Origin of the sequence: Sphingopyxis sp. GW247-27LB (assembly GCF_002277025.1) — a bacterium.
In the GTDB taxonomy this organism is placed as follows: Bacteria; Pseudomonadota; Alphaproteobacteria; order Sphingomonadales; family Sphingomonadaceae; genus Sphingopyxis.
The window spans coordinates 74026-95610 of the sequence record NZ_NIWD01000003.1 but is presented as its reverse complement, the minus strand read 5'-3'; the positions used below and the strand labels follow the sequence as shown (position 1 = coordinate 95610).

Annotated in this window: 19 protein-coding genes; 11 read left to right on the top strand and 8 right to left on the bottom strand. The window is 65.6% G+C overall.

What is annotated here, in order from left to right; translation table 11 throughout:
- Nucleotides 1–8 precede the first annotated feature (8 nt).
- Genes CD928_RS04210 through CD928_RS04195 form a run of 4 tightly spaced genes read left to right on the top strand, consistent with a single transcriptional unit; the run spans nucleotide 9 to nucleotide 4526 of the window.
- Entirely contained in the window at nucleotides 9–1424 is a 1416-nt protein-coding gene (locus CD928_RS04210) for an aldehyde dehydrogenase family protein (RefSeq protein ID WP_095385478.1), read from the top strand.
- Nucleotides 1421–2542, top strand: a complete 1122-nt coding sequence (locus CD928_RS04205; RefSeq protein ID WP_217983713.1) for an SDR family oxidoreductase — start codon at nucleotides 1421–1423, stop codon at nucleotides 2540–2542. The genes CD928_RS04210 and CD928_RS04205 overlap by 4 nt, the downstream gene beginning before the upstream one ends.
- Nucleotides 2530–3261: an EthD domain-containing protein gene (locus CD928_RS04200; protein WP_095385475.1), complete on the top strand. Its 732-nt coding sequence runs from the start codon at nucleotides 2530–2532 to the stop codon at nucleotides 3259–3261. Before CD928_RS04205 ends, CD928_RS04200 begins: the two co-directional genes overlap by 13 nt.
- Nucleotides 3258–4526 carry an MFS transporter gene (locus CD928_RS04195; protein WP_095385472.1) on the top strand — a complete coding sequence of 423 codons (1269 nt, stop codon included), beginning with the start codon at nucleotides 3258–3260 and terminating at the stop codon, nucleotides 4524–4526. The genes CD928_RS04200 and CD928_RS04195 overlap by 4 nt, the downstream gene beginning before the upstream one ends.
- Here the strand turns inward: CD928_RS04195 and CD928_RS04190 are convergent.
- Entirely contained in the window at nucleotides 4510–5472 is a 963-nt protein-coding gene (locus CD928_RS04190) for an NAD(P)-dependent oxidoreductase (RefSeq protein WP_095385469.1), read from the bottom strand. The genes CD928_RS04195 and CD928_RS04190 overlap by 17 nt on opposite strands.
- A 325-nt stretch (nucleotides 5473–5797) precedes the next feature.
- Here CD928_RS04190 and CD928_RS04185 point away from each other — a divergent pair, with 325 nt between their 5' ends.
- The 3 genes from CD928_RS04185 to CD928_RS04175 all read left to right on the top strand — a co-directional run bounded on the left by CD928_RS04185 (nucleotide 5798) and on the right by CD928_RS04175 (nucleotide 8460).
- A complete protein-coding gene (locus tag CD928_RS04185; RefSeq protein WP_095385549.1) occupies nucleotides 5798–6214 on the top strand; it encodes an antitoxin Xre/MbcA/ParS toxin-binding domain-containing protein in 417 nt (138 codons plus the stop codon).
- On the top strand, nucleotides 6211–6741 hold the full coding sequence (locus tag CD928_RS04180) for an RES family NAD+ phosphorylase (RefSeq protein WP_095385466.1): 531 nt from the start codon (nucleotides 6211–6213) through the stop codon (nucleotides 6739–6741). Before CD928_RS04185 ends, CD928_RS04180 begins: the two co-directional genes overlap by 4 nt.
- A gap of 321 nt (nucleotides 6742–7062) precedes the next feature.
- Nucleotides 7063–8460 carry a methyl-accepting chemotaxis protein gene (locus CD928_RS04175; protein ID WP_095385463.1) on the top strand — a complete coding sequence of 466 codons (1398 nt, stop codon included), beginning with the start codon at nucleotides 7063–7065 and terminating at the stop codon, nucleotides 8458–8460.
- A 159-nt stretch (nucleotides 8461–8619) separates the two neighbouring features.
- Here CD928_RS04175 and CD928_RS04170 read toward each other — a convergent pair whose 3' ends face one another.
- The 7 genes from CD928_RS04170 to CD928_RS04140 all read right to left on the bottom strand — a co-directional run bounded on the left by CD928_RS04170 (nucleotide 8620) and on the right by CD928_RS04140 (nucleotide 16012).
- Nucleotides 8620–9465, bottom strand: a complete 846-nt coding sequence (locus tag CD928_RS04170; RefSeq protein WP_095385460.1) for a MoxR family ATPase — start codon at nucleotides 9463–9465, stop codon at nucleotides 8620–8622.
- Nucleotides 9466–9572: 107 nt separating this feature from the next.
- Nucleotides 9573–10244: a hypothetical protein gene (locus tag CD928_RS04165; RefSeq protein ID WP_095385546.1), complete on the bottom strand. Its 672-nt coding sequence runs from the start codon at nucleotides 10242–10244 to the stop codon at nucleotides 9573–9575.
- Between the two features lie 272 nt (nucleotides 10245–10516).
- On the bottom strand, nucleotides 10517–10801 hold the full coding sequence (locus CD928_RS04160) for a PspC domain-containing protein (RefSeq protein WP_095385457.1): 285 nt from the start codon (nucleotides 10799–10801) through the stop codon (nucleotides 10517–10519).
- A gap of 337 nt (nucleotides 10802–11138) precedes the next feature.
- A complete protein-coding gene (rpoD, locus tag CD928_RS04155; protein WP_095385454.1) occupies nucleotides 11139–13148 on the bottom strand; it encodes an RNA polymerase sigma factor RpoD in 2010 nt (669 codons plus the stop codon).
- Between the two features lie 34 nt (nucleotides 13149–13182).
- A complete protein-coding gene (gene dnaG / locus CD928_RS04150; protein ID WP_095385451.1) occupies nucleotides 13183–15063 on the bottom strand; it encodes a DNA primase in 1881 nt (626 codons plus the stop codon).
- On the bottom strand, nucleotides 15063–15449 hold the full coding sequence (locus CD928_RS04145) for an endonuclease domain-containing protein (RefSeq protein ID WP_095385448.1): 387 nt from the start codon (nucleotides 15447–15449) through the stop codon (nucleotides 15063–15065). The genes dnaG and CD928_RS04145 overlap by 1 nt, the downstream gene beginning before the upstream one ends.
- A 110-nt stretch (nucleotides 15450–15559) precedes the next feature.
- Nucleotides 15560–16012, bottom strand: coding sequence for a GatB/YqeY domain-containing protein (locus tag CD928_RS04140; RefSeq protein WP_095385445.1), 453 nt, complete (start codon nucleotides 16010–16012; stop codon nucleotides 15560–15562).
- Between the two features lie 132 nt (nucleotides 16013–16144).
- On the opposite strand from CD928_RS04140, the gene carA reads away from it, so the two are divergent.
- From carA to greA, 4 genes are all read left to right on the top strand, one after another.
- Nucleotides 16145–17317: a glutamine-hydrolyzing carbamoyl-phosphate synthase small subunit gene (gene carA / locus CD928_RS04135; RefSeq protein ID WP_095385442.1), complete on the top strand. Its 1173-nt coding sequence runs from the start codon at nucleotides 16145–16147 to the stop codon at nucleotides 17315–17317.
- Nucleotides 17314–17676 (top strand): ribonuclease E inhibitor RraB, encoded by a 363-nt coding sequence (locus CD928_RS04130; protein WP_095385439.1) that lies wholly within the window; start codon nucleotides 17314–17316, stop codon nucleotides 17674–17676. Before carA ends, CD928_RS04130 begins: the two co-directional genes overlap by 4 nt.
- A complete protein-coding gene (carB, locus tag CD928_RS04125; RefSeq protein ID WP_095385437.1) occupies nucleotides 17676–21008 on the top strand; it encodes a carbamoyl-phosphate synthase large subunit in 3333 nt (1110 codons plus the stop codon). Before CD928_RS04130 ends, carB begins: the two co-directional genes overlap by 1 nt.
- Nucleotides 21009–21104: 96 nt before the next feature.
- Nucleotides 21105–21581 (top strand): transcription elongation factor GreA, encoded by a 477-nt coding sequence (gene greA, locus CD928_RS04120; protein ID WP_095385434.1) that lies wholly within the window; start codon nucleotides 21105–21107, stop codon nucleotides 21579–21581.
- The last annotated feature ends 4 nt before the right edge of the window (nucleotides 21582–21585 follow it).

Genomic DNA, 21585 nt, shown 5'->3' with positions numbered 1-21585 from the left:
AGAATGACATGGTCCGGATGCTGATCGGCGGAGAACTTGTGGAGGGGAGCCGGGCGCTCGACGTCGTCGATCCGTGCACCGGCGCCGTCTTCACCCAGGTTCCCGACGCCGATGCGGCCGACGTCGAACGCGCGGTCGCCGCCGCCAAGGCGGCCTTTCCCGCCTGGCGCGATCTGGCCCCCAGCGCGCGCGGCGACGTTCTGCGCGCGATGGCCGCGAAGGTCGTGGACAATGCCGAAGAGCTTTGCGCGCTGCTTGTTCAGGAAACCGGGCGCCCGATGGGACTCGCACAGTTCGAAATCCTGCATCTGGCGACCGGTTATCTCACCTATTATGCCGGGCTCGAAGTTCAACCCGAGCTGATTGTCGAGGATGACACGCGCCGCGTCGAACTGCATCGCAAAGCCCTGGGCGTGGTGGGCGCGATCGTGCCGTGGAACGCCCCCGTCTTCATCGCCGCCAACAAGATCGCGCCCGCGCTCGCGGCCGGCAACACGATCGTCGTCAAGACGGCGCCGACGACGCCGCTCACCACCTTGCGGCTCGGCGAACTCTGGGCCGAGGTCGTGCCGCCCGGCGTGGTCAACATCCTGTCGGGCGGCAACGACGCCGGCGCCTTGCTCGTCGCGCACGAAGACGTCGCCAAGATCACTTTCACTGGATCGACCGAGACCGGTCGCAAGATCATGGCATCGGCGGCGCCGACGCTGAAGCGCGTGACGCTCGAACTTGGCGGCAACGACGCTGCGATAGTACTGCCCGACGCCGATGTCGCGGCGATCGCGCCCGCCATCTTTGCCTTCGCCTTCTTCAATTCGGGTCAGGTCTGCGCGGTGATCAAGCGGCTCTATGTCCACGACAGCCTCTACGACGCGATGTGCGATGCGATGGCGGGCCTGGCTTCATCGGCCAAGCTGGCGCCGGGAAGCGATGCGGCGGCCGAGTTCGGGCCGGTGCAGAACAAGGCGCAATATGAAAAAGTGCTCCATTATCTGGCCGAAGCGGGCAAGGCGGGCAGGGTCGTCGCGGGCGGCGAGGTCGCCGGCGGACCCGGCTATTTCGTGCCGCTGACGGTGGTGCGCGATGTGGCCGATGGCTCGGCGATCGTCGATGAGGAACCGTTCGGGCCGATCCTGCCGATCATTCGCTACAGCGATATCGATGATGTGGTGGCGCGCGCCAACGCCTCGCCCTTCGCGCTCGGCGGTTCGGTGTGGGGCAGCGATGTCGCCGCTGCGACCGCCGTTGCCGCCCGGCTCGAGAGCGGCAGCGCCTGGGTGAACCAGCATTGCGCGCTCGACCCGCAGGTTCCGTTTCCGGCGAACAAGCAGTCCGGTTTCGGGGTCGAGGGCGGAGTCGAGGGCCTCTATCCCTATCTGGCGCTCCAGACGATCAACGTCGCAAAGCCGGCAGTCCAAGCATGACGACACTTATCGTCTGCATCAAGCGCAAGCCGGGACTGAGCCATGAGGCGTTCACCTCCTATTGGCAGGACAAACATGGCCCCCTGCTCAGGCGCTGTACCGACTTCACGCGGCATCTGCACAGCTACACCCAGCATGCGCTCACCGGCCGCGATTCTCCGATCGCAAGGCTGTTCGGCGTTTCGGGCGAATATGACGGTGTCGCGGTGCTCGATTTCAAAAATTCCGCGGCGATGGAACAAGCCTTTGCCGAACCCGCCTATCTGGCGGATGTCCAGCCCGACGAAGGCAATTTCGTCGATCTCGAAAACTGCCAGTCCTTCCTCACCCGCGCGAACCCGGTGGTTGCGCCGCCGACCGGATTGTTCGATCTGCGCGGCAAGACGGCGGTTGTCACCGGCGGTGCCAAGGGGGTCGGGGCGATGATCAGCCGCACGCTCGCCGCCGCGGGCGTCCGGGTCCTCATCGTCGCGCGCGACGGCGAGGCTAATCGGGCGTTCGCGGCAGAGCATGGGGGCATTTTGGTGCCTTGCGACCTCTCGACCAGCGCAGGGCCGGCGGATGCGGCCGCGGCGGTGCGGCGCGAAACCGACGCGCTGCATATCCTCGTCAACAACGCCGGAAGCTTCACGGCCGCACCTGTCGACGCGATCACGCCGGAGCAATGGGACCGTGAACTGGATATCAACCTCCGCGCGCCCTTCTTCCTTGTCCAGGCGCTGCTGCCAGAGCTGACCGCCGCGGCGCGCGAGGGCGATCCGGCGCGGGTGATCAATATCGGATCGATCGCCGCGCTTTGGGCGAGGAGCAGCAGTGCTTATGCGTATAGCGCTGCCAAGGGCGGCCTGCACCAGCTCACGCGCGCGCTGGCGTCGGATCTCACCCGCAAGGGCATCAACGTGAATGCCGTCGCGCCGGGATTTTTCCCGAGTGACATGACCGACGGTTTCTTCACGGCGGTTCCCGGGCTGAAGGATCAGATGATCGAGGGAATTCCCGCGGAACGCCTCGGCAACGAAGGCGATATCGGCGGGGCCGTCGTGTTTCTCGCATCGCGGGCAGGCGCTTATGTGTCGGGATCGATACTGCCGGTCGAGGGGGCATTATGGTCGGCGTGAGCACCGTCGCCCTGATCGAGCGACGTCCCGACGTCTCGCGCTCGCTCTTCACACGCTACTGGCGCGATGTTCACGGGGTCATGGCCGCGAGGATTCCGGGGTTCGACAGCTACACGCAGCATCATGTGACCCCGCTCGATGCGGCGTCCGAGCCTTTCGAGGGGATCGCGATCGTCACTTATTGCTCGGAGGATGACCGTGCAGGCCTCATCCACAGCGAGGTGACCCAGCATATCCATCGCGACGAGCAGAATGTCTTCCGCCGGGCGCTTCTCTACAATCTGGGTGAGGGGGCCTCGCGCCGGATCAGCGGCAACGCGGATGCCGAGGGGCAGACGATGTTTATCGTCATCGAGGCGGGCGCCGACCTCAATGCCGATCTTGCGGCGCTTGGCGAGGCGCCCGCATATCTGGCGGTCTACGACCTCACGGGCGGCGATCCCGCGGGGTGGAATCAGACCGATGCGAGCGGCAGGACTTTCGCCGCCTTGCTGCACGGGATCTGGCCGGACCGGGACAGCGCGATCGCGGCGGCGGGGAAGCTCGACGCATCGGCCTATCTTCTTGATGAGCGACATGTGATGGTGGAGGACGGCAGACCGACGCCGGTCGGACTGCGCGGTCTCGACGCTGTGAAGACGATCGAGGAGGCCGGAGCCGAGAACCAGCTGAGCGACGCGGTTGTGAGGGCGGTTTACGGAATAGCAGCTGCCCCATGACCCTGCCGGGCGAGTTCGGCGGCAAGAGCTTCCTGCTCGCCAGCGCGGCGATCGGCCTGTCGGCCGGCATGACGGCGACCCTCTTTTACAGCCTCGGCAGCTTCATTCCATCGCTCGAGGTCGAATTCGGCTGGAGTCGCGGCGACATATCGCTCGCGGTGACGCTGATGACGCTTGCCGTGTTCGTGTCCGGCTCGGCTGCCGGACGGCTCTGCGACCGGTACGGTGCCGCCAACGTCGGCGCGGCGAGCCTGGTCGCCTATGCGCTGGGCGTGATCCTTCTCGTCGCCACGGCGGGAAGCATCCATCTCTTCTGGGCGCTCTACACCGTCATCGCGCTTCTCGGTGTCGGATCGACGCCGATCGTGCTTGTCCGGCCCATTGCCGCAGCGTTCGAAAAGCAACGGGGGTTGGCCCTCGGCTTCGCGCTCACGGGCGCGGGACTTGCGGGTTTCTGGGTTCCGCAGCTGGTGGCCGGGGTCACCGAGGTGGCCGGCTGGCGCGCCGCCTATCTTGCGCTCGCCGCGATTGCGATCGTCACGGCCCCGATCGTCTGGTTCGGGTTTCGCAGCGTGGCGCAAGGCCGACGTGCGAGTGTGTCCGATGTCGGGCCGGCCGGCATGACGGCGAGGGAAGCGCGCAGCACCGGGCGATTCTGGTTGCTCACCGTCATTTCCTTCGCGATGGCCGCGGGGCTTGGTGGGGTCGTGGTCCACCTCGTGCCGCTGTTCCGTGATCTCGGAGCCGACCCTGTGCAGGCGGCCGCGACCGCCTCGCTGGTCGGACTGTCCAGCGTAGTCGGGCGGCTAGGAATCGGCATGCTCCTCGACCGCTTCCCGGCCGCAATCGTCTCTCTGGCGGTACTTGCCCTCGCGGCCGTCGGAATCGGCCTCCTGTTGGTAGATGGCCTCGCGATGGGAACCGTCGCGGCCATCTTGCTCGGCATGGCGGCCGGCGCCGAAATCGACCTCCTGGCTTATCTGACCGCTTTGCATTTTGGGCAGCGCCAATATGGCGCGATATACGGATGGCAATATAGCGTCTTCGCGCTCGGCTACGGACTCAGTCCCTTCGCTATGGGGAAGATGCGCGATGCGAGCGGCGACTATGACGCCGCGCTGACGGTGAGCGCGCTGCTGGTCGGCCTGGCGGCACTACTCATGCTGGGCCTTCGGCGGGAACGACGACCGGCGGATGGTTGTCGGGAGGAACAGGATGCGGTCTCCGGCAAGCGGCTAGACCGGATTCTCAGCTCCCGGCCTTGAACGTGGTCGGCATGGGAGCGCCCGCGATCGCAGCCTCGACATTGGCAACCGCCATCGCGAAGAGCGCGCCAAGATTTTCCTGCGTGTGCGAGATTTCGTGATTGGTCAGAAGCTGGTCGGGGAGGTCGCGAAGCGGACTGTCCGCCGGCAAAGGCTCTGTGACGAAGACGTCGAGCGCAATCGTTCCGAGATGGGCGGTCACTTCGGGGTCGGCGAGGGCGTTCTCGTCGACGATCGCGCCGCGCGAGAGATTGATGAGGATTGCACCCGGCTTCATGGCGAGCAGCCTCGCACGGGACAGCAATTTGTCGGTTCCGGGCGTGAGCGGCAGCAGCGGCAGGACAAGGTCGCTTTGCGCGACGAGCGTATCGAGATCGCATTGCTCGAAAGCCGGCGAAGGAGGAACCCGCGAACGATTGCAGAGCAATATGCGTGTCTCCCATCCTTGCAGACGTTCAATCAGCGCCTTGGCGATATTGCCATGGCCGATGATCCCGACGGTCTTGCCTTTGAGCATTCGCGCGCGGGGCGGTCCCGTGCGAACCTCGTCGCGGCGGAGGCGCTCCTCTGCCTCGCGGAGCCGGTAGAGCGACGTCAGCATGAACAGCACCGCAGCCTCGGCGACCGACTCGAAATTCTCCGCGACGCGGCCGTTGGCAAAGGCGATTCCGCGGCTGTGCGCCGCCTCGACATCGATGCCCTCATAGCCGAGTGACGGCGTGATGATCGCCTTGAGGCGGGGGGCCGCATCCATATCGGCTCCGGTGCAGGGCACTCCGAACGAGACAAGGATTTGCGTTTCGCTCCAACCCGGTGCGTCGGTGGGCGTGGACAGCCCGAACTGCAAGTCGATCCGGACCTTGTCCGACGCGACCGCCGATGCGAGCCTCTCCAGAAACGTCTGGGCGCCGGGCGGCCCGGCTATGACGATCTTGTGGATATTCATCGAACGGTCGTTCCCCGATTGTTAAACAAACCAGGATGATCAGGCCGCAACGAGTATCGAAAGACAATGGGACGCGCCAATTTTGGCACGATCGGAACCGATATGTCCCGTTTGGAAGAACGTCGGGAACAAATGGTCGCTCTCCCCTGCGCATCACCGGAATACCGGCTGGCCGTTATGGCACCGAGATCGGCGATCACCTTTGGCGCGCGATCGCGCCGGGGCGGCCGCGAAATTCGGCGGCCCCCGCGAAGCGCGCGATTCCCGCTTGCGAAATAGGATAGATGTCCCATATTATGACCATATATTGGACAAAGGAATGGACATGGCGCAGGTGCAACGCAAGATCGCCAGCCGAAGCAGGGCTGGCACGGGTGAGACCGGCGGGGGCTTCGTCGCGCGCTTCATGGACAAGCGCGGCCTTGTCGACGTCGAGCGGGTCGCCGATGCGTTCCGCATGACCAAGGGCCAGCTTGCCGAAACCGCCGGTCTCGGCATCGCGACCATCTCGAAAGCCGATCGCCGGACGGCGCCGCGAGCGCAGACCCGCGTGACCGAAGTGCTGGAGATCATCAGCCGGGTTCGCGACTGGGCGGGCGGCGAGACCCAGGCGATGGCCTGGTATCGCTCGCAGCCGATCCCGGCGCTCGATGGCCGGACGCCCGAGGCGCTGGTGAAGTCGGGCAGGGCGGGCGCGGTGCGCGACTATCTCGATCATCTGGCGCTCGGCGGCTTTGCTTGAGGTTTCAGGGGCGCTGCTATCGCGGCCACGACCCCGCCTGGTCCTTCACGCCCCTGTCGGGCGAAGGCGCCGCGATCACCGGCGGGCGCTTCAACCGCGAGGGCGAGCGGGCGCTCTACCTGTCGCTCGACGTCATGACGGCGGTGGGCGAATGCACGCAGGGGTTCAGCCACCGGCTGCAACCCTTGCTCATGTGCGAATATGACGTCGATTGCGATCCCGTTGCGGACCTTCGCGACGAAGCCGGATGCGCCCGGCACGGGGTTGCGCAGGAAGACCTCGCCTGCGGTTGGCTCGGCCATATGAGGCAGCGGCGCGACGCGCCGTCCTGGCTCGTCGCCGACCGGCTGCGATCCGACGGCCATAGCGGCATCCTCGTGCCGAGCTTCGTACCGGGGGCCGCGGCGAACCATTTCAACCTCGTCCTTTGGCGATGGGGGCCCGAATTGCCGAACCGGATCCGCGTCTATGATCCCAGCGGCCGCCTTCCCGCGAACCAGCTGAGCTGGCCCGCGATTGGGCGCTGATCGCGGGCCCGGTGGCGCCGGAAAGACCGAGATCGCCGCTTGCGGCTTCGCTCTCCGCGCGGTATAAGTGCGCCACTGCGAAGCGGGGGGTGGCGCACCACGGATGCGCCTGAAAATAGCCGCACGCACCGGGTCGCGCGTCGGAACGGACGTTTGCTTGGGGCTATCCATCCACGGCATCAAGCGTCGCGCGATTTGCAACCAGCCACCACGGAAAGACCGGCCGTTTTCTCCGAAGAGAAACGGCTTGCGCCCACCCATTGACACCGCATTAACCAATGTCGGGCATAGCCCTGCAATCAATAGGATGTGGGTGCGCCGATGAAACATGATCCGATCCGTCCTGCCGGCCAAATGGTCGACCAGTCGGTCGCAAGCGACTGCGGCGAACTCGCCGTCGGGTGCAGCGACGCGGCGGGCCGTATCAAACGCTCGACCGATCAGATGGATCGCCAGATCGTCGAACTCGGCCGGCTCGAGGAATATGTCGTCGGCCTCGAAGCCGACCAGCGCCAGATCGCCGATTCGACCGATGAGGCGAAGCTGCTTTCGGCGCGCGCGTGCGAACAGCTCGACACCGGCGCCGAGCGCGTCAACGCGGCGGTCACCGAATTCCGATCGGTCATCGACCTCGTCGCGCGGCTCGGCCAGCATGTCACCAATTTCGCCGCGGTGATGGAGCAGGTGCAGCAGGTCAGCCAGTCGATCGAGTCGATCGCCAAGACCACCAACATGCTCGCATTGAACGCCGCGATCGAAGCCGAGCGCGCGGGCGACGCCGGGCGCACCTTCGCGGTGGTCGCCGCCGAGGTGAAGAAGCTCGCCCAGAACACGCGCGGCGCGACCGACGAGATCCGCCGCTCGATCGGCAGTCTCGCGACCGAAGCGAGCGGGCTGGTCACCGAAATCCAGTCGGGGGTCGAACAATCGAGCCGCGCCGAGGCGCAGTTCGAAACGATCACCGATGCGCTTCACGACGCGACGCACCTCGTCGCGCTGCTCGACGACCAGAGCGACCGCATCGCGCAGTCGAGCGCGATGGTGCATGCCAACGGGGCCCGTGTCCGCGAGGCGCTCGACCGGGTCGTGACGTCGGTGCGTGATAATAGCTCGACGCTGGAGGGCACGCGCGATTCGATCCTGTCGATGGAGAATGTTTCGAACCGCATGTTCAACGCGGTGATTTCGGCGGGGGTGTCCCCGCGCGATTCCGCCGTCGTCGAGCTGGCGGCGAAGGTGCGCGACGAATTTGTCGGGCTTGCCGAGGCGGCGGTCGCGCGCGGCGAACTGACGATGGAGCAATTGTTCGACACCGATTATGTCCGCGTGCCGGGGTCGAATCCCGAACGCTTCCGCACCAGCCTGTGCGACTGGGCCGACCGCAACTGGCGCCCGCTGTTCGATCGTATCGTCGCCGATCATCCCGAGGTGCGCATGTCGTCGGCGGGCGACATGAACGGCTTTCTTCCGACCCACATCACCGACTGCTCGCGCGCGCCGACCGGCGAGGTCGAGCACGACACCGCGCACTGCCGCAACGGCCGCATCCTCTATGACGAAACCGACGCCGCGGCGAAACGCAGCAACGCGCCCTTCTTCATGGCGGTGTATCGCCAGGAAGGCGACGGCACCAACTATGTGACCGTGCGCAACGTCTATATGCCCGCGGTGATCCATGGCCGCCGCTGGGGCGACGTCGAGGTCGCGTACCAGCTTTAGCGAAAAATCCTCCCTGCGGCGCAGCCGTGGGGAGGGGGACCGCCGCGAAGCGGTGGTGGAGGGGCCGCGAGCGCGAGCGAGCGCTGCGCGCTCGGCCCCTCCGTCAGCCCTGCGGGCTGCCACCTCCCCATCGTTGCGCGACAGGGAGGATCGAAAGGTTCAGCCGCCCTGCCGCCGCGCCATGAAGGCGAGCTTTTCGAACAGCATCACGTCCTGCTCGTTCTTGAGAAGCGCGCCGTGCAGCGGCGGGATCGCCTTGCCGACGTCGCGGTTCTGCAGAACCTCCAGCGGCATGTCCTCGGCGAGGAGCAGCTTCAGCCAGTCGATGAGTTCGCTCGTCGAAGGCTTCTTCTTGAGTCCCGGCACGTCGCGCACGTCGTAGAAGATGTCCATCGCGCGGCTGACGAGGGTCTTCTGGATGCCGGGGAAATGGACGTCGACGATGTCGGCCATCGTGTCGCGGTCGGGGAATTTGATATAGTGGAAGAAACAGCGGCGCAGGAAGGCGTCGGGCAGTTCCTTCTCGTTGTTCGAGGTGATGACGACGATCGGGCGTTCCTTCGCGGTGATCGTCTCGTCGGTCTCATAGACGTGGAAGGCCATGCGATCGAGTTCCTGAAGCAGGTCGTTCGGGAATTCGATGTCGGCCTTGTCGATCTCGTCGATCAGCAGGACGGGCAGCTTGGGGCTGGTGAACGCCTCCCACAGCTTGCCCTTTTTGATATAGTTGCGGATGTCGTGGACGCGTTCCTCGCCGAGCTGGCCGTCGCGCAGGCGCGCGACCGCGTCATATTCGTAAAGGCCCTGCTGCGCCTTGGTCGTCGACTTGATGTTCCAGGTGATCAGCGGCGCGTCGAAGGCCTTGGCGATCTCCTCGGCCAGCACGGTCTTGCCGGTGCCGGGCTCGCCCTTCACGAGCAGCGGACGGCGCAGCATCGTCGCGGCGTTGACCGCGACCTTCAGGTCGTCGGTCGCGATATAGGCGCTGGTTCCCTCGAAACGCATCGGCGCGCAGCCTTTCCCTTAACGTGAACGTCAACTGGGATTGGCATAGCGGGGGTGGGAAGAGGGTGCAACCGAATCTCCCCTCCCGCTCGCGGGAGGGGAGAAGGCTAGCCGTGCCCCCGGCTTTCCGCCCGCGCGGCGAGCAGGTCCCACAGGCCGCTGTGCTGGGTGATGAGTTGCTGCGCGCCAAAGGCGATCGCGCGTTCGACCGCGGGGGTGTCGGCCACCGTGCTCGCGAGCCGCGCGGTCTCGCGCAGGTCGGGCAGGGTGCAGCGGACGGCGGGCAGATCGAGCCGCTGGGCGCTGATGTCGAGTAGAACGCGGATCGTCCGCCAGTCGAGCGTCAGCGCGATCGCGGCGCCGACCGCGCAGCCGTGGCGATCGGATTCGGCGAGCATGTCGAGCGCGCGACGCTGCGCGGCGACCGCGGCCTCGCACTGGTCCTGGCCGTGAGTGCTCGGCATCGGGCCGGCCGCGGCGGCGATCGTCGAGAGGAAGGCGCGCTCTTCGGCGAAGGCCTGCGCGGCCTCGTCCATCCAGCGGCGCGAGGCGGGGTCGACCGCCTTGCGTGCGGCGCTGTCGATCACGCCCGGATAGCGGCCGTGGAGCAGGCAGAGGAAATGCACCGCGTCGGCGAGATTGCGCATCGCCTCCGTGCCGCTCGATAGCGCTCCCGACTTGACGTAGGAATGCGCGCCGGTGCCCTCGCTCGCAACCAGCGAGTCGAGCAGTTCGGCGACGCTGCGCGTCTGGATGCGGGGCTGGGTCGATTGGCTCAACGCTTCATCCTTGCTTGTCGCGGCGAGGCCATCCCCCGCGATTCCATTGCAACGGCCAGCCATAGGATAACGTCGTAAACGTAGCGTTTATGAGCGCCGCGGAATGCGGTGAAGCGTTCGCCGTTCCCCGTCCGAAAGCGGGACGAAAATGCAAAGGACCGGCAAGCCGGGAAAGGCTTGCCGGTCCTTGTCGCGCGGCCCGTGGATGGCGGGACCGCGAGGCCGGAGCGGGCAAGGCGGGGAGAGGGAGGCCCGCCGCGCCCCGGCTAAGGTCAGGCCGCGAGCGCCAGTTCCTCGCGCGTGTCGGCCGGGCTATCGGTCTCGACCCGCGCGGAAGCCGGCTCCACTGCCTTGCGCGGGTGGATCAGCCGCGAGGCGAGCACGACGCCGCCAAGCAGGAAATAGGCCGCGAAGGTCTGGACCGGAAAGAAGAAGAGCGGCGCGACGAACGCCAGGCGCAGCCACAGGGGGTTGAAGCCGAAGTCCTGGCCCACGGCCTCGCAGATCCCGAAGAAGGTATCGCGGCGGCGGAAGAGATTGGTGGTTTCGCTGTCCATTTTTTCGTCTTTCCTCTTGGCTGCGGGCGTCGCCCCATGCTCGTGCCCCCAGCTTCGCAAAGGGCGTGCCAAATTCTCTGACGGCTGATTTTCCGCGCGATTTTCCTCGGCTCTCCCGGGCGGGGTAAAGTCGCGGTGGGAATTTTTCCCATCGGGCGGGAAACTACGCCATCAGCCTTGGTATTTCTTCATGGCAGGAGTCTCGGGGGGTGGGAGAGGGAACGCCGCCCGTCGGGCGAACGCGGTTTTCCTACCAGCGCCGCACGACAAAGCGGCGACCGGTTAGACCGGCCGCCGTTGCTGTTCGATGAATGGGCGAGGGGCGGGCCCCGGCCGTTTACTGGTCGAGGAAGCTGCGCATCTTGCGGCTGCGCGACGGATGCTTGAGCTTCCGCAAGGCCTTCGCCTCGATCTGGCGGATGCGCTCGCGCGTCACGCTGAACTGCTGGCCGACTTCCTCGAGCGTATGATCGGTGTTCATCCCGATGCCGAAGCGCATGCGCAGCACGCGCTCCTCGCGCGGGGTGAGGCTGGCGAGGACGCGGGTGACCGTTTCCTTGAGGTTCGACTGCACCGCGGCGTCGACCGGGATCACGGCATTCTTGTCCTCGATGAAATCGCCGAGGTGGCTGTCCTCCTCGTCGCCGATCGGCGTTTCGAGGCTGATCGGCTCCTTGGCGATCTTCATCACCTTGCGGACCTTTTCGAGCGGCATCGACAGGCGTTCGGCCATTTCCTCCGGCGTCGGCTCGCGGCCGCTTTCGTGGAGGAACTGGCGGCTGCAGCGCACCAGCTTGTTGATCGTCTCGATCATGTGGACCGGGATGCGGATCGTGCGTGCCTGGTCGGCGATCGAGCGGGTGATCGCCTGGCGGATCCACCAGGTCGCATAGGTGCTGAACTTGTAGCCGCGGCGATACTCGAACTTGTCGACCGCCTTCATCAGGCCGATGTTGCCTTCCTGGATGAGGTCGAGGAACTGCAGGCCGCGGTTCGTGTATTTCTTGGCGATCGAGATCACGAGGCGCAGGTTCGCCTCGACCATTTCCTTCTTGGCGATGCGCGCTTCGCGCTCGCCCTTCTGGACCATGTTCACGACGCGGCGGAATTCGACGAGGCTCATGCCCGCCGCCTGCGCGATCTCCGAAATCTCGACGCGAATGCGGTCGACCGCGCTCGCTTCATTCTCGGCGAAGGCGGCCCATTTCTTGTCGATACCCGAAACCTGGTCGAGCCAATTCTCTTCGAGTTCGCGCCCGACATAATGGTCGAGAAACGACTTGCGCGGCACCTTGTGGCGCTCGGCGAGGCGCAGCATCTGGCCGCCCAGCGCGGTCAGGCGGCGGTTGTAGCTGTAGAGCTGGTCGACGAGATATTCGATCTTGGTGCCGTGGAACTGCACGCTCTCGACCTGCGCGGTGAGCTCCTCGCGCAGCTTGTGATATTTCTTCTCCGACGCCGCGGGAAATTCCTCGCCGCCCGACAGCGATTCGAGCCGCGCTTCCTGCAGCTTCTGGAACGCCTTGAAGCTCTTGGTGATCGCGGCGAACTTCTCGAGCGCGTCGGGCTTCAGCAACTCCTCCATCGCCGCGAGGCTCAGCGTATTGTCCTCGTCGTCGTCCTCAAAGTTCTCGCGCTTCTTGGCCGATCCGTCGCCGTCCTCGTCGTCGCTGTCGGCTTCGGGCTCGTCCTCGACCTCATCCTCGTCCTTGAACGAGACACCGGCGGTCTTCTCGCTGATCTCGCCATTATCCTCTTCCTCGTTCTCGAGGTTTTCGGGCGCGGGATCCTTGGTCAGCATCGCCTCGAGGTCGACGATCTCGCGAAGCTGCATGTCGCCGTTGTTGAGCGCGTTCGACCATTCGATGATCGCGTTGAAGGTCAGCGGGCTTTCGCACAGGCCGAGGATCATCGTGTCGCGGCCCGCCTCGATGCGCTTGGCGATCGCGATCTCGCCCTCGCGGCTCAGCAGCTCGACCGCGCCCATCTCGCGCAGGTACATGCGAACGGGATCGTCGGTGCGATCGACCGTTTCCTTCTTCTTCTCGATCGCGGGATTGGAGACCGAACCCGTGCCGGCGCTGACGTCGACCTCGTCGTCGGCTTCCTGCTCGGCCTCTTCCTGCACATCCTCGTCGCTCTCGACGATGTTGATGCCCATGTCGGAGATTGCCGACATGATGTCCTCGATCTGCTCCGACGACATCTCGTCCTGCGGCAGCGCCGCATTGAGTTCGTCATAGGTGAGGTAGCCGCGCTTCTTGCCGCGCGCGATCAGCTTTTTGACGTCGGCTTCGTTGAGGTCGATCAGCGGCGCGTCGGTTTCGGCGGTGTTCTTGGTGGCCATCTATCCATCCTGCCTGCGGGCAAATAAGGGGTCGTCAGTCCTGGCTGCTGTCGGACAGCGCGGCCAGGCGGCGGGTCAGTTCTTTGTCCATGGCGTACAGCTTTTGCTGACGCGCAAATCCTTCATCATCCATCGTGCGCTGGAAATCCGCGGTCGCCTCGGCCAGCCGGGCACGGATTTCGGGCTGGGTCACCAGCACGCCGATATATTCGTCCAGGTCGCGAAGCGCGGTTTCGCGCGCCTCCGCGGCTCCTTCGCCGTCTTCCAGCCGTCGATTGAACGAGAAGTGCATTCCGTCGGCTCTGAGCAGCGTCGTCGCCCTATTATACACTTTCATCGGCTCCAATATGGCAAGCAACCCCTCGCAATCAAGCCCTTCCTGGGCATTTGCGATGTCAAGCATCGCGCCCAGCAGTTCGGCGTCGGCGGGATTGCCGATCGCGACCCGCATCAGCGCCTCCTCGTGGCGCCGCAGCGCCGCAGGATAGCGCAGCAATCCGCCGAGAAGCGCCGCGACATAGGGCGCGCCGATCCCGGCTTCCCCGATCGAACGCGTCTCGGCGCCCGGAGGTTGCAATCGGGGGTCGGGTGTAAAGCGCCGCCCGCCGCGCTGGGCCATCGGCGCCCAGGGAACACGCGGCCCGCGTTCGGGCCGGGCCCGCGCGAACAGCGCGTCGAGCCGCTCGCGGAACGCCTCGCGGTAATGGTGGCGCACGTCGGCGTCCTCGATCGCGTCGGCGTGGCCGAGCAACCGCGTCTTGAGCGCCGCGCGCTCCTCGGGCGTCGCGAGCGGCCCCGCCGCGACCTCGTGCGCCCAGAGGCGCTCAACGAGCGGCTGGGCCTCTTCCAGCAGCGCGGTGAACCCATCGGCGCCGCGCGCGCGGACGATGTCGTCGGGGTCCTGTCCCGCGGGCAGCGTCGCGAAGGCGAGGCTGAAGCCGGGACGGAGCAGCGGCAGCGCGCGCGTCGCGGCGCGCATCGCCGCCTTCTGTCCCGCCGCGTCGCCGTCGAAGCAGAGCAGCGGCACCGGCACCATCCGCCACAACATGGCAAGCTGGTTCTCGGTGAGCGCGGTGCCGAGCGGTGCGACCGCGTCGGCGACCCCCGCCTCGGCGAGCGCGATCACGTCCATATAGCCCTCGACGACGATGATCCGGTTCGTCTGCCGCGACGCGGGGCTGGCCTTGTCGAGATTGTAGAGCGTGCGCCCCTTGTCGAACAAAGGCGTGTCGGGCGAGTTCAGATATTTGGGTTCGCCGTCGCCGAGGATGCGTCCCCCGAACGCGATCACGCGCCCGCGCGCGTCGCGGATCGGGATCATCAGCCGCCCGCGGAAGCGGTCGTAGGGCTCCTTGTCGTCGACCGAAATCAGCATGCCCGATTCGACGAGCATCGCGGTCGGATATTTCTTGAGCGCCTCCTTCAATGCGCTGCGGCTGTCGGGCGCGAGGCCGAAGCCGAAGGCGGTGCGGGTGGCGTCCGAAATGCCGCGTTTCGCGAGATAATCGCGCGCCGGCGCGCCGTTGCTGCTGCCCAGCTGCTGGGTGAACCAGTCGGCCGCCGCTTGCGTCACGTCGCGCAGGCTCGCCTGCTCCTCGGCCTTTTTCGCCGCGCGCGGATCGGGGGCGGGGACCTCCATCCCCGCCTCCCCGGCGAGTTCCTTGACCGCGTCCATGAAGGAGAGGCCGCGCTGGTCGGTCATCCAGCGGATCGCATCGCCATGCGCGCCGCAGCCGAAGCAGTGGTAGAAGCCCTTTTCGTCGTTGATCGTGAAGCTGGGCGTCTTCTCGTTATGAAAAGGGCAGCAGGCCTTGTACTCGCGGCCGGCGCGGGTGATCTTCACCGTCCGCCCGATGAGGGTCGAGAGGGTGACGCGCGCGCGGAGTTCGTCCAGCCATTGCGGGGTGAGGGCCATCAGTTCCCCTCCCGCTTGCGGGAGGGGTTAGGGGAGGGCATGTCCGCAAGAACGCGTTCGATCTCGCTCACGACACCCTCGATCCGTTCCAACACATCATTGTTCCAGAACCGGATCACCCGATAACCCCGTGCTTCCAGATAGGCCGTGCGTGCTTCGTCCTTCGCTACATCAACCGCGTGCTGCCCGCCATCGACTTCGATGACGAGCTTGGCTGTTCGCGAGACGAAATCGCAGATGAAGGGTCCGATGGGGAACTGGCGATTGAAACGTACGCCTGCAAGTTTTCGGGCGCTGAACTGCTGCCAAAGCTTTCGTTCGGCGTCGGTGGCGTTCAGCCGGAGTTCGCGGGAGCGTGCGGTCGGTCGTTTGTAGCCCTTGTCCAACAGGCCCTCCCCCGACCCCTCCCGCAGGCGGGAGGGGAGACCGCGCGTTCGCCGCCCCAGCCAGTTCCCCTCCCATTAATGGGAGGGGTTAGGGGAGGGCATGTTTCAAATCAGCCCAGCGCCGCCTTCACCCACCCCGACGCCTTGCTCATGTCGAGCTCGGACCCGTGGCGTTCCTTCACCGCCGCCATCACGCGGCCCATATCCTTGAGGCTCGCCGCGCCGAGTTCGGCAACGATCGCCTTGATCGCGGCGGTCGCATCGGCTTCCGAAAGCTGTGCGGGCAGGAAATCCTCGATCACCGCGACCTCGGCCGCCTCGACGTCCGCGAGTTCCTGGCGGCCGCCCTGTTCGTACATGGTGATCGATTCGCGGCGCTGCTTGACCATCTTCTGCAGCACGTCGGTCACCAGCACATCGTCGTCGGCGGGCGCGGTGCCGGTGCGAAGTTCGATGTCGCGGTCCTTGATCTTGGCCAGCATCAGCCGGATCGTGCCCAAACGCGCCTTGTCGCCCGCCTTCATCGCGGCAACCTGCGCAGCCTTGATGTCATCGCGAATCATGCGTGTCCTCTTTGCGCTGCAATGTGGGAAAGAAGCACTCTTAGCGGGAAGATTCCAAATCCGATAGCTTGTGAATCACTTTTTTGCCGCCTACTTGGTCGGCCGTTTAGCCTTCCGTCCGGAGCAGTTTAAATGGCACCAGCCAACCCATCCGTCGCGTCCAAAACCCAGCCCTCCGGGGCGACGGGCGTTCTTGTTCTCGCCGATGGAACGATCCTGTGGGGTATCGGCTATGGCGCGGCGGGCGCGGGGGTCGGCGAGATCTGCTTCAACACCTCGATGACCGGCTATCAGGAAATCCTGACCGACCCGAGCTATGCCGGGCAGATCATCACCTTCACCTTTCCCCACATCGGCAATGTCGGCGCGAACCCCGAGGATATGGAGCGCGGCGTCCATGGCGCGCTCGGCTGCATCACGCGCGAGCTGCCGACCCAGCCCAGCAATTTCCGCAGCGTCCAGACGCTGCCCGAATGGATGGCCGAGCAGGGCGTGATCGGACTCGCGGGGATCGACACGCGCGCGCTGACGCGCCGCATCCGCGACGCAGGCGCGCCGAACGGGGTGATCGCGCACAGCCCCGACGGCAAGTTCGATATCGACGAACTGCTCGCCATGGCGCGGGGCTGGGCGGGGCTCGAGGGCATGGACCTCGCGAAAGACGTGAGCCGCACGGACACGGGCGACTGGACCGGCGGCGCGTGGACGCTGGGGCATGGCTATGCGACCGAAGATGGTGGCGAGCGGCCGCATGTCGTGGCGATCGACTATGGCGCGAAGGACAATATCTTCCGCAACCTCGTGAAGGCCGGCGCGCGCGTCACCGTAGTGCCCGCGACCGCGAGCCTCGACGAGGTGCTGAGCCACAAGCCCGACGGCGTGTTCCTGTCGAACGGTCCCGGCGATCCTGCTGCGACGGGCGATTATGCGGTGCCGGTGATCCGGGGCTTGCTGACACGCGACATTCCGCTGTTCGGCATCTGCCTCGGCCATCAGATGCTCGGCATCGCGGTCGGTGCGAAGACGATCAAGATGCATCAGGGCCATCGCGGCGCGAACCACCCCGTGCAGCGCGCGGAAGACGGCGTGGTCGAGATCACCAGCATGAACCACGGCTTCGCGGTCGACGCGGCGACGCTGCCCGCCGGCGTGGTCGAAACGCACAAGAGCCTGTTCGATGGATCGAACTGCGGCATCGCGATCACGGGCAAAAATGCGTTCAGCGTGCAATATCACCCCGAGGCGAGCCCGGGTCCGCAGGACAGCTTCTATCTGTTCGAGAAGTTCGTGGGCGGGCTGAAGTGACATCAAACCCAATTCCTTCGGAACGCTGGAATGAGGTTTGGGCTGCTGATCTGGACGTCATTCGTAATCTGCGCGGCAATGGCGATAACCCGGAAATTCCGAGGGAGATTGACGTCTCATTTCGCGGGTCGCTCGATGCGCTGAAGCGGCTGCAAAGTTCCTGTGAGAACTTTGGGTTTGATGTTCAGGAATTTATCGAGGCCGATGAAAAAGGTGAGCCTTGGCTCTTTCTGGTCAGGACGCAGGCAGCGGACGAAGAGTCGATGCGCGATCTGACGATGACTTATTTGCAAATTGAGGACAGTTTCGGCGTCGAATGTGACGGTTGGGGCTGCGTGGCACAGACGGAAAAAGAATAATGCCCAAAAGAACCGACATCCAATCCATCCTCGTCATCGGCGCCGGCCCGATCGTTATCGGTCAGGCGTGCGAGTTCGACTATTCGGGGACGCAGGCGATCAAGGCGCTGAAGGAGGAGGGCTATCGCATCGTCCTCGTCAACTCCAATCCGGCGACGATCATGACCGATCCGGACCTTGCCGACGCCACCTATGTGGAGCCGATCACGCCCGAGATCGTCGCCAAGATCATCGAAAAGGAGCGCCCCGACGCGGTGCTGCCGACGATGGGCGGGCAGACCGCGCTCAATACCGCGCTGGCGCTCGCGCAGGACGGGACTCTCGCGAAATATGGCGTCGAGATGATCGGCGCCGATGCCGAGGCGATCGACAAGGCCGAGGACCGGCAGAAATTCCGCGACGCGATGGACAAGATCGGGCTCGAGAGCGCGCGCAGCGGCGTCGCGCACACGCTGGACGAGGCCTTCGCGGTGCTCGAACGCACTGGGCTGCCCTCGATCATCCGCCCGTCGTTCACCTTGGGCGGCACCGGCGGCGGCATCGCGTATAACCGCGAGGAGTTCGAGCATATCGTGCGCGGCGGCCTGATCGCCTCGCCGACCACCGAAGTCCTGATCGAGGAATCGCTCCTCGGCTGGAAAGAATATGAGATGGAGGTGGTGCGCGACCGCAAGGACAATTGCATCATCATCTGTTCGATCGAGAATGTCGATCCGATGGGCGTGCATACCGGCGACAGCATCACCGTCGCCCCGGCGCTGACGCTGACCGACAAGGAATATCAGATCATGCGCAACGCGAGCATCGCGGTGCTGCGTGAAATCGGTGTCGAAACAGGCGGTTCGAACGTGCAGTTCGCGGTCAATCCGAAGGACGGCCGCTTGATCGTGATCGAGATGAACCCGCGCGTGTCGCGTTCGTCAGCGCTCGCGTCGAAGGCGACGGGCTTCCCGATCGCCAAGGTCGCGGCGAAGCTCGCGGTCGGCTACACGCTCGACGAGATCATGAACGACATCACCGGCGTCACCCCGGCGTCGTTCGAGCCGACGATCGATTATGTCGTCACCAAGATCCCGCGCTTCGCCTTCGAAAAATTCAAGGGCGCCGAGGCGACGCTGTCGACCGCGATGAAGTCGGTCGGCGAGGTGATGGCGATCGGGCGCACCATCCACGAGAGCCTGCAAAAGGCGCTGCGCGGGCTCGAAACCGGGCTTTCGGGCTTCAACTTCGTCGACCGCCTCGTCGGCGCGAGCCACGAGCAGCTTCGCAGCGAGCTCGCCCAGCGCACCCCCGACCGGCTGCTCAACACCGCGCAGGCGATCCGCGAGGGGCTGCCGCTCGCCGAGATCAACCGCATCGCGGGCTACGACATGTGGTTCCTCGAACGCATCGCAGAGATCGTCGCGGCCGAAAATGCGGTCATCGCGAACGGCCTGCCGCGCGAGGCCGACGGGCTGCGGGGGCTGAAGGCGATGGGCTTTTCGGACAAGCGCCTGGCCTATCTGGCGCTGCAGTCGGCGAACCTCCACCCCGGCACGCGCCGCGCGACCGCGCGCGGCAGCGGACTGATCCACGATACGGTCAAGGCGATGACCGGCGGTGTCACCGAGGCCGAAGTGCGGAGCTTGCGCCACAAACTCGGCGTGCGCCCGGTGTTCAAGACGATCGACACCTGCGCCGGCGAGTTCTCTGCACAGACCCCTTATCTCTATTCGACCTACGAAGCCCCGACCTTCGGCGAGCCCGAGAATGAGGCGAACCCGTCAGACCGCAAAAAGATCGTCATCCTCGGCGGCGGTCCGAACCGGATCGGGCAGGGGATCGAGTTCGACTATTGCTGCTGCCACGCCTGCTTCGCATTGGAAGAGGCGGGCTATGAAACGATCATGATCAACTGCAACCCGGAGACGGTGTCGACCGATTACGACACTTCGGACCGCCTCTATTTCGAGCCGCTGACCGCCGAGGACGTCCTCGAAATCCTGCACGTCGAGCAGTCGAAGGGCGAGCTCGTCGGCGTGATCGTCCAGTTCGGCGGCCAGACCCCGCTCAAGCTCGCGCAGGCGCTGGAGGAGGCGGGCATCCCGATCCTCGGGACCTCGCCCGACGCGATCGACCTCGCCGAGGATCGCGAGCGCTTCGCGGCGCTGGTTAACAAGCTCGGGCTCAAGCAGCCCGCCAACGGCATCGCGCGCAGCCGCGAGGAAGCCGTCGCGGTCGCGGCGCGCATCGGCTATCCGGTGCTGACGCGCCCCTCCTATGTGCTCGGCGGCCGCGCGATGGAGATCGTCGACGACCAGGCGCAGCTCGAACATTATATCGAGACCGCGGTGCAGGTGTCGGGCGATTCGCCGGTGCTGATCGACCGCTATCTGCGCGACGCGATCGAGGTCGACGTCGATGCGCTGTGCGACGGAACCCCCGGACCTTCTGGCGTGGTGGTCGCGGGCGTGCTCCAGCATATCGAGGAGGCGGGAGTCCATTCGGGCGACAGCGCCTGCTCGATCCCGCCCTACAGCCTGCCGGCGTCGATCGTCGCCGAGATCGAACGGCAGGCGGACCTGCTCGCGCGCGCGCTCGAAGTCCGCGGCCTGATGAACATCCAGTTCGCGGTGCAGGGGGACGAGGTCTATCTGATCGAGGTCAACCCGCGCGCCAGCCGCACCGTGCCCTTCGTCGCCAAGGCGGTGGGCTCGCCGATCGCCAAGATCGCGGCGCGGGTGATGGCGGGCGAGCGCCTCGCCGACCTGCCGAAGATCAACCGCGACATCGCGCATGTCGCGGTGAAGGAGGCGGTCTTCCCCTTCGCGCGCTTCCCCGGCACCGATCCGGTGCTCAGTCCCGAGATGAAGTCCACGGGCGAAGTCATGGGAATCGATAGCGATTTCAACCTGGCCTTTGCCAAGGCGCAGCTCGGCGCGGGTGACCGTCTGCCGACCGAAGGGCGCCTGTTCGTGTCGGTCAAGGACAGCGACAAGCCGCGCATCATCGAGCCGGTGCGGCGCCTCGCCGGCTGGGGGTGGCAGGTGATCGCGACCGGCGGCACCGCCGACTATCTGGCGGGGCAGGGCATCGCGGTCGAGCGCGTCAACAAGGTCGCCGAGGGCCGGCCGCATATCGTCGACCGGATCAAGGACGGCGACGTGCAGCTGATCTTCAACACCACCGAAGGGTGGCAGAGCCTGCAGGATTCGCAATCGATCCGCGCCTCGGCGCTCGCGGCCGATGTCGCCTATTACACGACCGCGGCCGGAAGCGATGCCGCGACCCACGCGATCGGCGCTCTCCGCGCGCATAGTCTTGAAGTGAAGCCCCTTCAGGACTATTATTGAGGCACCGCTCCACTCCCCGACATTGACGGAAACAGCGGCGCAGCCGCCCGGCGAAACTTCGCTGGCGCTGGATTATTGACGAAGGACAACAGGATAATGGCAAGCGTTGAAAAGGTGCCGATGCTGGCAGAAGGCTACGAGAAGCTGAGCGCGCAACTCGCCGCTCTCAAGGCCGAGCGACCGCAGATCGTCGATGCGATCGAGGAAGCGCGCGCGCACGGCGACCTTTCGGAAAATGCCGAATATCACGCCGCCAAGGAGCGCCAGGGCCAGGTCGAAGCCTCGATCGGCGACCTCGAAGACCGGCTGTCGCGCGCCCAGATCATCGACCCGACGACGCTGTCGGGCGACCGCATCGTGTTCGGCGCGACCGTCACCCTCGCCGACGAGGACGACAAGCCGGTGAAGTATCAGATCGTCGGCCAGGCCGAGGCGGACGCCAAGGACGGCAAGATCAGCTATAATTCGCCGCTCGGCCGCGCGCTGATCGGCCGCCGCGTCGACGACGAGATCGAGGTGACCGTGCCGGCGGGCGACAAATATTATCTGGTGACCAAGATCGAATTCGTCTGAGCGG

Excerpts from the sequence above, each read along its gene's own strand:
- CD928_RS04210 (WP_095385478.1), top strand. The coding sequence starts at position 9 with ATGGTCCGGATGCTGATCGGCGGAGAACTTGTGGAGGGGAGCCGGGCG.
- CD928_RS04205 (WP_217983713.1), top strand. The coding sequence starts at position 1,421 with ATGACGACACTTATCGTCTGCATCAAGCGCAAGCCGGGACTGAGCCAT.
- CD928_RS04200 (WP_095385475.1), top strand. The coding sequence starts at position 2,530 with ATGGTCGGCGTGAGCACCGTCGCCCTGATCGAGCGACGTCCCGACGTC.
- CD928_RS04195 (WP_095385472.1), top strand. The coding sequence starts at position 3,258 with ATGACCCTGCCGGGCGAGTTCGGCGGCAAGAGCTTCCTGCTCGCCAGC.
- CD928_RS04190 (WP_095385469.1), bottom strand. The coding sequence starts at position 5,472 with ATGAATATCCACAAGATCGTCATAGCCGGGCCGCCCGGCGCCCAGACG.
- CD928_RS04185 (WP_095385549.1), top strand. The coding sequence starts at position 5,798 with ATGGCGCAGGTGCAACGCAAGATCGCCAGCCGAAGCAGGGCTGGCACG.
- CD928_RS04175 (WP_095385463.1), top strand. The coding sequence starts at position 7,063 with ATGAAACATGATCCGATCCGTCCTGCCGGCCAAATGGTCGACCAGTCG.
- CD928_RS04170 (WP_095385460.1), bottom strand. The coding sequence starts at position 9,465 with ATGCGTTTCGAGGGAACCAGCGCCTATATCGCGACCGACGACCTGAAG.
- CD928_RS04160 (WP_095385457.1), bottom strand. The coding sequence starts at position 10,801 with ATGGACAGCGAAACCACCAATCTCTTCCGCCGCCGCGATACCTTCTTC.
- rpoD (WP_095385454.1), bottom strand. The coding sequence starts at position 13,148 with ATGGCCACCAAGAACACCGCCGAAACCGACGCGCCGCTGATCGACCTC.
- dnaG (WP_095385451.1), bottom strand. The coding sequence starts at position 15,063 with ATGGCCCTCACCCCGCAATGGCTGGACGAACTCCGCGCGCGCGTCACC.
- CD928_RS04140 (WP_095385445.1), bottom strand. The coding sequence starts at position 16,012 with ATGATTCGCGATGACATCAAGGCTGCGCAGGTTGCCGCGATGAAGGCG.
- carA (WP_095385442.1), top strand. The coding sequence starts at position 16,145 with ATGGCACCAGCCAACCCATCCGTCGCGTCCAAAACCCAGCCCTCCGGG.
- carB (WP_095385437.1), top strand. The coding sequence starts at position 17,676 with ATGCCCAAAAGAACCGACATCCAATCCATCCTCGTCATCGGCGCCGGC.
- greA (WP_095385434.1), top strand. The coding sequence starts at position 21,105 with ATGGCAAGCGTTGAAAAGGTGCCGATGCTGGCAGAAGGCTACGAGAAG.